Genomic DNA, 12222 nt, shown 5'->3' with positions numbered 1-12222 from the left:
CAGGACGGCATCGGGGGGCAATAATGAATATCGACCTGAATACTCTTTCCTTGAAAGAGCTGAAGGATCTGCAATCGCAGGTAGTCAAGGCAATTGCCGGCTATGAAGAACGCCGCAAACGCGAAGCCATTGCAGAATTGGAAGAAATCGCGCGGGCCAAGGGTTTTTCGCTGTCGGAACTGACGGGTGCGGCACCAATGCGCAAACGGTCGCCTGCGGTGCCGAAATATGCCAACCCGGCGAACAAGTCCGATACCTGGTCGGGCCGCGGACGCAAGCCGCGCTGGTTCTCGGAGGCGCTGGCCAAGGGCAAGAAGCCCGAGTCGATGGCCATCTAGGGCCTTCAGGCCTCGGTCTTCAGCCATTTCAGAAAGGCCCGGGCGGCGGCGCGCTGCGGCCCGGGCAGGGTGACGATGAAATAGGCTGGCAGCTTTTCCCGGCTTTCATGCACCACGCGCAGACGGCCGTCCTCCACATCGGATTCGATCAGCGCCAGGCTTTCCACCGCCAGACCCAGCCCCTGCCGGGCCGCCGCGATGACCAGTTCCTCACCGCTGAGATCGGTGCGGCTTAACGTCTCGGGTTCCAGCCCCAGCTGCCGCAGGTAAGCGTCCTGTTCGGGCCAGTTGCGCTGGAGGATCCAGTCCATCTCGCGCATCTCGTCGGGCGTCAGCTCTGTCCGGTCGCCCAGAAGGGACGGTGCTGCTGCGATCACCAGGCGGGCCGAGGCAAGATAGGTCGCCTCCACCCCGGGCCAGTCGCCATTGCCGTAGCGGATCCCAAGGTCCATCCGTTCCCGGTGCATGTCGACGACGCGCGCATCGGGGTGCAGCGACAGGCCGATGTCCGGGTGCTTCTCCCAGAAATCCTTGAGCCTGGGCATCAGCCACTGCGCGGCAAAGCTGGCCGTCAGGGTCACGCGCACCGGGCGGTCCGCCTCGCCCGCTCGCAGGGCCTCGACCCCCCGGATCAGGGTGGCGAAGCCTTCGATCAGCGCCTCGGCCAGCTGTTCGCCATCCGTGGTCAGGCTGACCCCGCGCCCGTCCCGCTGCACCAGCGCGCGGCCCAGCTGATCCTCCAGCGCCCGGACCTGCTGGGCCACCGCCGCCGGGGTCACGTTCAGGACCCGTGCGGCCTGAGAAAAGCTGCGCAGTTCGGCCGTCGCGGCGAAAGCGCGCAGTGCGGTCAGCGGGGGAAGTGTGCGCCATTCGGTCGGCATATGATACCTGAGCTAATAATTGGACAGGCGAAGTGAGTCGAGTGTTCGTTTGTTTTGTGGCAGTAATGGCCCATCAACTCAAGGAAAGGAGCAAGCCAGTGTTGAATATCGTGATCACCGGGCGTGGTTCGCTTTCCGCGCTTGCGCACCGGGCCGGTACCGGACTCCGCGCGTTTCGGAGAGGCCGGGCAGACCGGATCGCCCTTCGCCGCCTGATCGGCGAGGACGACCACCTGCTGAAAGACATCGGCCTCACCCGGGACGATGTAGCGGCAATGCTGGCCGGACAGACCGCCCGGCGCTGACGCATCAGACCTTCACCCTTCAGTCAAAGGAGCACCAGAATGCTTTCCATCTTCGCCGAGGCAATGCTGATCGCCGCCCGCATGGGCCGGCTGCCGGACGATGCCTATCATGACCGTCGCCGTCACGCGCGCGAGTTTCAGGACATTGACGCCCTGAAGGTTGCCGACCGCCAGCGGAACCAGGGCCGCTGATCTTGCGGGGCTGTCACCACCCTGCAACGCCGCGCACCACGCGCCAAACGACCTGATCCGCCCGCAGCATCCTGCGGGCGGACCCTTTTCCGGCACCCCGTGCCGCGGTCAGATACGCAGCACCACCCGGCCGTCGATCTGCCCCGCCTTCATCCGGTCGAAGATCGCGTTGATGTTTTCCAGACTGTCCCAGCTGAAATGCGACGCCACCTTGCCCTCGCCGGCGAAGGCCAGCGCCTCGGTCAGGTCGTTGCGGGTTCCGACGATGGACCCGCGAACGGTGATCCGCTTCAGCACGATCTCGAAGATCGGCAGGGGGAAGTCCCCAGGCGGCAGGCCGACCAGCGACATGAAGCCCCCGCGCCGCAGCATCCCCACGGCCTGGCTGAAGGCGCTGTTCGACACCGCCGTCACCAGCACGCCGTGAACGCCGCCCATCTGGCTCTGCAACTCCTTCGCCGGGTCTGTTTCGACCGCGTTGAGCGTGACATCGGCGCCAAGCTCGCGGGCGAGCTTCAGCTTATCCTCGGCCACGTCCACCGCCACGACATGCAGGCCCATAGCCTTGGCGTACTGCACCGCCATATGGCCCAGGCCCCCGATCCCGCTGATCGCGACCCATTGGCCGGGCTTCGCCTCGGTCTCCTTCAGGCCCTTGTAGACAGTCACCCCGGCACAGAGGACCGGGGCCGCCGGACCCCAGTCGAGGTTGCCGGGCAGCGCACCCACATAGTTCGCCTCGGCCGAGACATATTCGGCATAGCCCCCATCCACGGTGTAACCGGTCATCTGCTGGCTTTCGCACAGCGTCTCCCAGCCGCCCACGCAATGCGGGCAGCGGCCGCAGGCGTTGTGCAGCCAGGGAACGCCCACCCGGTCGCCTTCCTTCAGATGGGTGACGCCGGGGCCGACGGCGGCAACCTCGCCCACGCCCTCGTGGCCGGGGATGAAGGGCGGGTTCGGCTTGACCGGCCAGTCGCCCATCGCGGCGTGAAGGTCGGTATGGCAGACGCCCGAGGCGCGCACCCGGATCAGCGCCTGGCCCGGCCCGATCTTCGGCACGGCGACCTCGCGGATCTCCAGCGGCTTGCCCAGCCCGGTGACGACGGCGGCCTTCATGGTCTTCGGCAGTGACATGGCCTTCTCCCTTCGGTTGGTTCGACGGGAAGAATGCCGGGAAAGTGTAAGGCTACCTTGACATGGCGCAATGCGGGGTCAGTCGCAGGCGTCCAGCAACCGTGCAACCCGGGCCACGTAGTCGGCGCGCACCTCGGCAGGCGGGCGCAAGCGGATCTCCAGCCGGTGGATCACCTCGGGCGCGGGCCTGCCGAAAAGCTTGTCGGCCTCTTCCTCACGGAAACCGGCGATCCGCACCGCCTCGAGCCAGGCCGAGACGCGGTCGGCCGCCTTGATCGCTTTCTTCACCGGCTGGGGCAGCACGGCGGGCAGGCCGAAGCGCAAGTGGATCGCCGCCGTCAAGCGTTCGTCCAGCGCGCCATAGCCCGGCCCGACCGCCGCCTTCACCGGGCTGATCATGTCGCCGATCACGTATTCCGGCGCGTCGTGCAGGACCGCCGCCAGCCGCCAGCGCGGGGCAAGGGACGGATCCATCCGCACGAGGATGTCTTCGACGAGAAGCGAATGTTCCGCCACCGAATAGGGCCAGTCGCCCCGCGTCTGGCCATTCCATCGCGCCACGAAGGCAAGGCCATGGGCGATATCCTCGACCTCGATATCCATCGGGGTCGGGTCCAGAAGATCAAGCCGCCGCCCCGACAGCATGCGCTGCCAGGCCCGGGGTTGCTTGCTCGATGCGCGCGCCATTCGGGGTCCTCCGTTCCCCCAATGGCTAGCCAAGCGGTGGGGCCGCGACAAGCCCAGGCCTCGGCTGCAACCGATTGCCATCCGGACGGCGCATTGCCAGAGTGCAATTTGACCGCAGGCCTTGCCACGCGGTCGGGAGCAAGGATGGGCGAAGAGATCACATCGGCACGGCGTGCAGCCCCGGTGACCCTGCGCGAGGTCGCGCTGCGCGCGGGCGTCTCGACCTCTGCCGTGTCGCGCGCCTTCACGCCGGGGGCTTCGGTTTCGGCCAAGAAGCGCGCCGTGATCGAAGCGGCAGCGGCAGAGCTTGGCTATAGCCCCTCGGTCCTGGCCTCGGCGCTGACGACCGGGCGGACGCAGATGATCGGCCTCGTGTCGAACAACTTCCGCAACCCGGTGTTCCTTGAGGTCTTCGACCAGTTCACCCGCGGCCTGCAGGACCGGGGACTGCGGCCGCTTCTCGTCAACCTGTCGGGCGGCATGGCGGTGGAGGATGCCGTCCTGATGCTGCGGCGCTATTCGGTCGACGGGGTGATCCTGGCCAGTTCCACGGTGCCGACGAGTTATGCGGGCAAGTTCCTTGGGGCGGGGCTGCCGATCGTGCATTGCTTTGGCCGCTGGTCGCCCGCGCCCGAGGTCAACATCATCGGGATCGACAACCGCGCCGCCGGTCGGCTTGCCGCACGGACGCTGCTGGATCGCGGTTACCGGCGCATCGCGTTCCTGGGCGGGCCGGAAAGCGCCACCTCGACGCAGGATCGCCTGGCCGGGTTTCTGGAGGTGGCAGAGGCAGCGAGGGGCGTCACGGTTTCAACCAGCTTTGCCGCGGCCTATTCCTTTGACGCGGGACGGGCAGAGATGCAGCGCCTGGTGTCGCTGGGGCCGGTCGCAGAGGCCTATTTCTGCGGCGATGACGTCCTTTCGATCGGTGCGCTGAGCGCCCTGGCCGATGCCGGGCTGGACGTGCCGGGCGACGTTGGCATCCTGGGATTCAACGACATGGACATGGCGCGCTGGCCGAACATCAACCTGACCACGGTGCGCCAGCCGATTGCCGAGATCATCGCCGCCAGCATCGACCTTGTGGTCGCCTCGCTGAACGACCCAAACCTGCCGCCCCGGGCACGGGTTTTCGACTGCAGCATCGTCGAGCGCGGGACGCTTCGGGCGCGTTCCTGACTGTCGCTCATCCAGCCTTTCAGGCTGTCTTCGTTGGGGTCACACAAGCGAAGACAGCCCGAAGGGCATGATGAGCATGCCTTAACGGAACATCGGCGGGCGTGCTTCGACCCAGGCGCCGCCTGCCTTGGCCGAGGCGACAGCCGCGTGGATCGCAGCGATCGACCGGACCCCTGCCGAAGCGGTGGGCAATCCGTCCCGGACGGTGCCGCGGATCGTGTCGGCGAGATCGCAGTAGATGTTCGCCACCGCCAGCGGGAAGCCTTCGGGATGCGCTATCGCCACGCGGCTCAGCCGCTTCGCCTCGTCATGCAGCCCGCCTTCGCCCTTTTCCATGATCTGCGTCCGCCCGCCGACGGGGGTGTAGATCAGCTGGTTCGGCTGTTCCGAGGCCCAGCGGAAGCCGCCGGTTTCGCCGAAGACCTGGATGTCGAACCCATGCTGCCGCCCGATGGCGACGGATGAGGTCCAGAGGCGGCCCACGGTGCCGCGACCCATCCGAAAGTTCACCATCGCGTCGTCCTCAAGCATCCGGGAGGAGATGGTCGAGGCGAAGTCGGCGCTGAGGCGTTCGACCTCGTCATCGCAGATGAAGCTGGCCATGTGCAGGGCATGGATGCCGCAGTCGGCGAACTGGCCGGACACGCCCGCGAGCGCCGGGTCATACCGCCAGCGGACGCGGGGGTTATCGGCGTCGGTCGCGTCGCCGTGGTGGCCGTGGCTGAAGTTCGTCACCACAAGGCGCACCTTGCCGATCTCGCCCGCCCGCACCATCGCGCGGGCCTGACGGATCATCGGATAGGCGGAGTAGCAGTAGTTCACCGCGCAGACCTTGCCGGTCTTGGCGGCGATGCGGACAAGCTCTTCCCCCTCTTCGACCGTCACGGTCATAGGCTTTTCGCAAAGGACGTTGAACCCAGCCTCGAGAAAGGCCTTCGAGATCTCGAAATGGGTGGAATTCGGGGTGGCCACCGTCACCAGATCAACCCGGTCCGCCCGGCCCCTTTCGCCCGCCAGCATCTCCCGCCAGTCGCCATAGGCGCGGTCGGCGGCGATGCCGAGGCGTTGAGCATAGTCGCGCCCCGCCTCGGGCCGGTGGTCAAGGGCGCCCGCGACCATCTCGAAATGCCCGTCGGCAAGTGCGCCAAGGCGATGCGCCGGGCCGATCTGGCTGCCCTCGCCCCCGCCGATCATGCCCCATTTCAGCTTTGCCATGCGTCCAGTCCCTTACTTGAAGCCGATCGATTCGAGGTATTCCCGGTTCGCGCGTGCGTCGTCCATTGGCCGCACGTCCAGCGTCGGGTCGCAGTCCTGCTCGACCGTGCACCAGCCCTTGAAGCCCGCGTCCAGAAGGATCTGCCGCACCGCCGGAAAGTCCACGTCGCCCTTCCCGAGGTTGCAGAAGATGCCCTGCCCGCAGGCGTCATAGAACCCGGTCCGGTTGGCCACCGCGCGGGCCTTCACCACCGGGTCGATGTCCTTGAAGTGCATATAGCTGATGCGCCCGATGTGACGGCGCATGAAGGCCACGGGGTCGAAGCCCGCGTAGGAATGGTGCCCGGTGTCGAAGCAGATCTTCAGGATCTTCTCGTCCACCTCGTCCAGAAGCCGCTCCAGTTCCGGCTCGAAGTCGATGAAGCCTGCCGCATGGGCGTGGATGCCGACGGTCAGCCCGTATTCCTCGGCCCCCATCTTCGCCACGGTTGCGATCCGGTCACGGAACGCCGCCCATTCAGCCGGGCCCATTTGCTCGGCTTCCGACGCCCGCCCGGCGGTCGGTGCCCGGCGGGGCGAGATGGAATCGATCAGCACGAGGTGCTGCGCGCCATGGGCGACCAGCGCCCGGCAGGTGCGGATCGCGGCATCCATGACCTCGCCCCAGGCGGCGGGATCGTGGAAGGGCCGGAACACCACGCCGCCGATCAGCGTCAGGTCATGCCGCGCCAAGGCCTCTCCCAGAACGCCCGGGTCCTCGGGCATGAAGCCGATGGGGCCAAGTTCGATCCCCTTGTAGCCCGCCCCGGCGCATTCCTTCAGCACCGTCTCCCATGTCGGGTTGCGCGGGTCGCCCGCGAATTCCACGCCCCAGGAACAGGGCGCATTGCCGATGCGGATCGTCATGCCGTTACTCCTTCAACGTCTACCCAGCTTCCGCTGGCCGAGGCGCGCAATGTCGCGTCCACCACTTCCCAGACCGCCAGCCCATCGCGGAAGGTGGGCCATGCGGGTTCTCCGGAGTGGATGGCGGTCAGGAAGTCCTTCGCCTCGATGATGATCTGGTCCTGATAGCCGGTGCCATGCCCCGGACCCTGGCAGAAGGGCAGGTAATCCGGATGCGCCGGGCCGGTCAGGATGCGGCGGAAGCCCCGTTCCGCCTCGGGCCCCTCGGCGCGGTAAAGCTGAAGCGCATTCTGGTCCTCACCGTCAAAGCGGATCGCGCCTTCGGTGCCATGCACCTCGTAGGCATAGCCCATCTTACGCCCCGTCGCGACACGGCTGACGTAGATGTGGCCAAGGACGCCGTTCGCAAAGCGGCACATGATCTGGGCGTGGTCATCGTTCGTGACCGCCACCGGGCCATCCGGGCCGGGGCGCGTGGCATGGACCGTCTCGACCACTGCCGAAACCTTGGCGATCGGCCCCATGATCGCCAGCGCGCAGTTGATCGGATGGGGTGCAAGGTCGCCCATCGTTCCGGTGGCCATGCCTTCCGTCCGCCAGTTCCCCGGCAAGCCGGGGTCGGCCAGGAAATCCTCGGTATGCTCTCCCCGGAACCAGGTGACGCGGCCGATCGCGCCTTCGGCCACCAGCTTGCGGGCGAACTGCGTGGCCGGGGTGCGGACATAGTTGAAGCCGGTCATGTGGATGACACCGGCCGTTTCTGCCGCCGCAACCATGGCGCGTGCATCCTCCAGCGAGGCGCCCAGCGGCTTTTCGCAGAAGACGGGCTTGCCCAGCTTGAGCGCCGCCTCGGCAATCGGGCGGTGCAGGGCCTGCGGCGTCGCGATCACCACCGCCTCGACCTTGGGATCTGCCACCAGTTCCTGCCAGTCCCGCGCCGCGCGCTGAAAGCCATAGGCCGCCCGGTAGCGTTCTGCCGAGGCGGGGCTGCCCGCCGCGATCATCTCCAGCCGGGGACGCAGGGGGGTGTCGAAAACCGCCCCCACCGCCGACAGCGCCACTGCATGGGCCTTGCCCATGTAGCCGCCGCCGACCACGCCGATCCCGATTTCCTTCATGTGCACCCCCCGCGCAACCGATGCGTTGCAACCGGTTGCAGATTCCTATACGCCCTGATCTGTGTCCACAATCGCATTTCTTCCGGTAAAGGGGAAAGACGGGGATGCCGACGACCACAGCCAGCGCGCCTGCCGATCCGCTGCCGACCCTGTCGCGCAGTCGCTTCCTTGTCCTTGGCCGCGCCGGGATGGACCTCTACGCCGATCCGCCGGGCACAAGGATCGAAGCGGCGACGGGCTTTGCCGCGCATCTGGGTGGATCGGCTGCCAACATCGCGGTGGCGCTGGCCCGGCAGGGGGCAGAGACTGACCTCCTGACCCGGGTATCGGATGACGCCGTGGGCCGGTTCTGCCTTGCCCAGCTTGACCATTACGGCGTGGGGCGTGCCCATGTCGGCCTGACCCGAGGGGAACACCGCACCTCGCTTGCCGTGGTCGAGACGCGGGCCGAGGATTGCCAGTCGATCATTTACCGGAACGGCGCGGCGGACTTTGCGCTGAGCGAAGGCGATGTCGCCAAGGTCAACTTTGCCCGCTATGGCGCGCTGGTCATCACCGGAACGGCGCTGGCGCAGGAAGGCTCACGCGTGGCGACACTGGCGGCCCTGCGCGCGGCCATCGCGGCGGGGATCACCACCGTGATGGACATCGACTACCGGCCCTATTCCTGGCCGACCCGCGACGAGGCGAGCGTTGCCAACCTCATGGCCGCGCGCCTTTGTGACATCGTCGTCGGCAATGACGAGGAGTTCGGCCTTCTCGCCGGGCGCATCGAGGACAGGCTTGCCATGGCGCGTGAGCTGGTCGCCGACAGCCGGAAGATCGCGGTCTACAAGATGGGCGAACGCGGGGCGGTGACCCTGACCGCGACCGATGAAATCACCACCGGGATCTACCGCACCAAGGCGCTGAAGCCGACCGGCGCGGGCGACAGCTTCATGGGCGGGTTCCTTGCCGCCCTCGCCACCGGACGCCCCCTGCGTGAGGCCGTCCTGCGCGGCTCGGCCGCCGCCGCGATGGTCGTCGCCCGCGTCGGCTGTGCCCCCGCCATGCCCACGGGCGAGGAGCTTGAAGCCTTCCTCACCGCCCACCCCGATCCTGCCTGAGAGGCCCCGATGCACATTCCCCCGCATGACAACCGGAATCGCCCAATCGTGGACGTGGACCACCCGCTGGTGCCGCTGAACTATTTCAACATCGTCAAGCTGAAACGCGGGGAGGATTTCGCCTACGCCGTCCCCGGTTATGAGTCCTGCATCGTCCCCGCCACCGGCACGATCCGGGTTCAGGTCGGCGGGCAGGTCCACGACAAACTCGGCCAGCGCGAGGTGGATGTCTGGGATGGCGAACCCGAAGGCGTCTATGTCCCGACCGGGATGGAGGCGCGCTTCACCTGCCTTTCCGACAGTGCCGAGGTCTTCATCGCCGGGGCGAAGTTCGACCAGGTGCTGGAGCCCTTCGCCGTCCGTTCCGACGAGATCGACAAGGTCCAGTATGGCAGCGACGACACCAAGACCCACCGCAAGATCAAGCACATCCTCGGCACCAAGTATCACGGTCGCGTTGGCCGCCTGCTGGTCAGCGAGCTTTTTACCGTCGGCGCCGGCGGCTGGTCGGGTTTCCCCAGCCACAAGCACGACACCGACCGGCGGGATGACAAAGGTGAGCTGATCGAGACCCGCCACGACGAGACCTACAACTTTCGCTTCAAGCCGAACCATGGGTCCGGCCTGCAGATGCTGCAGCGCGTGGATAACGAACCCGGCGACGCCTATCACATCATGGATCGCTCGACCGTCGTTCTGGACAAGGGCTACCACCCGGTCTGCGTGCTGCCGGGGTATGAGATGTACTACTTCACCATCCTTGGCGGCCTTTCCCAGCGCAGCCTGAAGCAGTACTTCCAACCCACCCACGCTGATCAGCTGCACACGATCCCCGGCATCATGGACATGGTCGCCAAGTTCAAATGACCCGCGCAACGCTTGCCCAGGTCCTGCTGCCTGCCCTTCGCGACGGATATGCGGTCGCGGGCTTTGTCTGCCTGGGGTGGGAGGACGCCCGCGCCTTCACCCTGGCGGCGGAGGCAGAGGGCAAGCCCGTGATCCTGCAGGCCGGGCCGGGCTGCCGCGCGCATACGCCGCTGCCCGTCATTGGCGCGATGTTCCGCACGCTTGCCGACTCTGTCTCGGTCCCAGTTGTCCTCCACCTCGACCATGGGCGGTCGCTGGACGAGGTGCGGGCAGCCATCGGCGAAGGCTTCACCTCGGTGATGTTCGACGGCTCGGCCCTGCCGCTGGAGGAAAACATCCGCCAGACGGCAGCGGTCGCGGCCCTTGCCCATGCCAACGGCATCTCCTGCGAAGGCGAGATCGGCTTTGTCGGCTATGCCGGCGGGGCCACCTCCTCCCTGACCGACCCTGACGCCGCAGCCCGCTTTGCCCGTGAAGCGGGTGTGGATGCAGTGGCCATCGCCGTCGGTAACGTCCACCTGCAACAAGACCATGTCGACGGGATCGACGAGGCTGCGCTTGCAGCGATCGCCACGGCGACTGGCGGCACCGTCCCTCTGGTGATCCACGGCGGCTCTGGCGTCCCGCCCGACCAGCGCACGCGCCTCGCCCGCACCACCCCGATCTGCAAATTCAACATCGGCACCGAACTCCGCCAGTCCTTCGGCGCCGCCCTCCGCCAGACCCTGCGCGACCACCCCGAGGAATTCGACCGGCTGAAGATTCTGTCAGCCACCGAAGCCCCGATGACCGCCCATGCCCGCGCCATTCTGCGCAGCCTCGGCTGATTGCCGTAGCGGTCCTTCTCTGCTATCTGCCCACGCGAAACCAAGGATCAGGAGAGCGCCGCATGGCCGCCGACTACATCGTCAAGGACATCGCCCTGGCCGACTTCGGCCGCAAGGAACTGACCATCGCGGAAACCGAAATGCCGGGCCTGATGGCCTGCCGCGAGGAATTCGGGGCCTCGCAGCCCCTGAAGGGCGCGAAGATCGCGGGTTCCCTCCACATGACGATCCAGACCGGCGTCCTGATTGAGACGCTGAAGGCCCTTGGCGCCGATGTGCGCTGGGCGTCGTGCAACATCTTCTCGACCCAGGACCACGCCGCCGCCGCCATAGCGGCAAGCGGAACCCCGGTCTTCGCGATCAAAGGCGAGACGCTTGAGCAGTACTGGGACTACACCGACCGCATCTTCCAGTTCGGCGGCGAGGGCGGCACCTGCAACATGATCCTCGACGACGGCGGGGATGCGACGCTGTACATCCTCCTTGGCGCGCGGGTGGAGGCCGGTGAGACCGACCTCATCGCCGTCCCGACCAGCGATGAGGAAGTCTGCCTCTTCAACCAGATCAAGAAGCGCCTCGCTGCCTCGCCCGGCTGGTTCACCAAGCAGCGCGCCGCGATCCAGGGCGTTTCGGAAGAAACCACCACCGGCGTTCACCGCCTGTACGAACTCCACAAGAAGGGCCTCCTCCCCTTCCCGGCGATCAACGTCAACGACAGCGTCACCAAGTCGAAGTTCGACAACAAGTACGGCTGCAAGGAATCGCTCGTCGACGGTATCCGCCGCGCCACCGACACCATGATGGCCGGCAAGGTCGCCGTCGTCTGCGGTTATGGCGACGTGGGCAAGGGCTCGGCCGCGTCCCTGCGTGGCGCGGGTGCGCGCGTGAAGGTCACCGAGGTCGACCCGATCTGTGCGCTGCAGGCGGCGATGGACGGCTACGAGGTCACGCTTCTGGAAGACGAAGTCGCCACCGCCGACATCTTCATCACCACCACCGGCAACAAGGACGTCATCCGCATCGAGCATATGCGCGAGATGAAGGACATGGCCATCGTCGGCAACATCGGCCACTTCGACAACGAGATCCAGGTGGCCTCGCTGCGGAACCACAAGTGGACCAACATCAAGGACCAGGTGGACATGATCGAGATGCCCTCGGGCAACCGGATCATCCTTCTTTCCGAAGGCCGCCTTCTGAACCTTGGCAACGCAACGGGCCACCCGTCCTTCGTGATGTCGGCCTCCTTCACCAACCAGGTACTGGCGCAGATCGAGCTCTGGACCAAGGGCAAGGACTATGCTCCCGGCGTCTACATCCTGCCCAAGGCGCTGGACGAAAAGGTCGCCCGCCTGCACCTGAAGAAGATCGGCGTGAAACTGACCGAGCTTCGCAAGGATCAGGCCGACTATATCGGCGTGAAGGTGGAAGGCCCGTTCAAGTCGGACCACTACCGGTACTGAC

General features: G+C 66.5%; 14 protein-coding genes. 8 read left to right on the top strand and 6 right to left on the bottom strand.

Going from position 1 to position 12222, the window contains the following annotated elements:
• Positions 1–23: 23 nt before the first annotated feature.
• Positions 24–338 carry an H-NS histone family protein gene (locus tag AC2D9V_RS06320; RefSeq protein ID WP_484713178.1) on the top strand — a complete coding sequence of 105 codons (315 nt, stop codon included), beginning with the start codon at positions 24–26 and terminating at the stop codon, positions 336–338.
• Positions 339–343: 5 nt separating this feature from the next.
• On the opposite strand, the gene AC2D9V_RS06315 is transcribed toward AC2D9V_RS06320, so the two are convergent.
• Positions 344–1219: a LysR family transcriptional regulator gene (locus AC2D9V_RS06315; RefSeq protein ID WP_484713177.1), complete on the bottom strand. Its 876-nt coding sequence runs from the start codon at positions 1217–1219 to the stop codon at positions 344–346.
• A gap of 98 nt (positions 1220–1317) precedes the next feature.
• Here AC2D9V_RS06315 and AC2D9V_RS06310 point away from each other — a divergent pair, with 98 nt between their 5' ends.
• Together AC2D9V_RS06310 and AC2D9V_RS06305 are read left to right on the top strand one after the other, a co-directional pair.
• The gene (locus AC2D9V_RS06310) at positions 1318–1524 is read left to right on the top strand and encodes a DUF1127 domain-containing protein (protein ID WP_484713176.1); all 207 of its coding nucleotides are present in this window, start codon (positions 1318–1320) and stop codon (positions 1522–1524) included.
• Between the two features lie 39 nt (positions 1525–1563).
• Positions 1564–1716 (top strand): hypothetical protein, encoded by a 153-nt coding sequence (locus tag AC2D9V_RS06305; protein WP_484713175.1) that lies wholly within the window; start codon positions 1564–1566, stop codon positions 1714–1716.
• A 108-nt stretch (positions 1717–1824) separates the two neighbouring features.
• Here the strand turns inward: AC2D9V_RS06305 and adhP are convergent, their stop codons facing one another.
• Entirely contained in the window at positions 1825–2853 is a 1029-nt protein-coding gene (gene adhP / locus AC2D9V_RS06300; protein WP_484713174.1) for an alcohol dehydrogenase AdhP, read from the bottom strand.
• 78 nt (positions 2854–2931) lie between these two features.
• Positions 2932–3540: an HD domain-containing protein gene (locus tag AC2D9V_RS06295; RefSeq protein ID WP_484713173.1), complete on the bottom strand. Its 609-nt coding sequence runs from the start codon at positions 3538–3540 to the stop codon at positions 2932–2934.
• A gap of 144 nt (positions 3541–3684) precedes the next feature.
• Between AC2D9V_RS06295 and AC2D9V_RS06290 the strand changes: the two genes are divergently transcribed.
• Positions 3685–4719: a LacI family DNA-binding transcriptional regulator gene (locus AC2D9V_RS06290; RefSeq protein ID WP_484713172.1), complete on the top strand. Its 1035-nt coding sequence runs from the start codon at positions 3685–3687 to the stop codon at positions 4717–4719.
• 81 nt (positions 4720–4800) lie between these two features.
• Here AC2D9V_RS06290 and AC2D9V_RS06285 read toward each other — a convergent pair whose 3' ends face one another.
• From AC2D9V_RS06285 to AC2D9V_RS06275, 3 genes are read right to left on the bottom strand one after another with little or no spacing between them, the layout of a single operon-like run.
• Positions 4801–5934, bottom strand: a complete 1134-nt coding sequence (locus AC2D9V_RS06285) for a Gfo/Idh/MocA family protein (protein ID WP_484713171.1) — start codon at positions 5932–5934, stop codon at positions 4801–4803.
• Positions 5935–5946: 12 nt separating this feature from the next.
• On the bottom strand, positions 5947–6840 hold the full coding sequence (locus tag AC2D9V_RS06280) for a sugar phosphate isomerase/epimerase family protein (RefSeq protein ID WP_484713170.1): 894 nt from the start codon (positions 6838–6840) through the stop codon (positions 5947–5949).
• Positions 6837–7958, bottom strand: coding sequence for a Gfo/Idh/MocA family protein (locus tag AC2D9V_RS06275; RefSeq protein ID WP_484713169.1), 1122 nt, complete (start codon positions 7956–7958; stop codon positions 6837–6839). The genes AC2D9V_RS06280 and AC2D9V_RS06275 overlap by 4 nt, the downstream gene beginning before the upstream one ends.
• Positions 7959–8062: 104 nt before the next feature.
• Here AC2D9V_RS06275 and iolC point away from each other — a divergent pair, with 104 nt between their 5' ends.
• From iolC to ahcY, 4 genes are all read left to right on the top strand, one after another.
• A complete protein-coding gene (gene iolC / locus AC2D9V_RS06270; RefSeq protein ID WP_484713168.1) occupies positions 8063–9064 on the top strand; it encodes a 5-dehydro-2-deoxygluconokinase in 1002 nt (333 codons plus the stop codon).
• Between the two features lie 9 nt (positions 9065–9073).
• On the top strand, positions 9074–9931 hold the full coding sequence (locus AC2D9V_RS06265) for a 5-deoxy-glucuronate isomerase (RefSeq protein ID WP_484713167.1): 858 nt from the start codon (positions 9074–9076) through the stop codon (positions 9929–9931).
• Positions 9928–10758 (top strand): class II fructose-bisphosphate aldolase, encoded by an 831-nt coding sequence (locus AC2D9V_RS06260; RefSeq protein ID WP_484713166.1) that lies wholly within the window; start codon positions 9928–9930, stop codon positions 10756–10758. Before AC2D9V_RS06265 ends, AC2D9V_RS06260 begins: the two co-directional genes overlap by 4 nt.
• A 62-nt stretch (positions 10759–10820) precedes the next feature.
• A complete protein-coding gene (ahcY, locus tag AC2D9V_RS06255) occupies positions 10821–12221 on the top strand; it encodes an adenosylhomocysteinase (RefSeq protein WP_484713165.1) in 1401 nt (466 codons plus the stop codon).
• Position 12222: the final 1 nt, after the last annotated feature.

Source organism: Tabrizicola sp. T46 (assembly GCF_057219895.1).
Note: the sequence above shows the minus strand (reverse complement) of the source record. Positions and strands in the feature narration are given on the sequence as shown.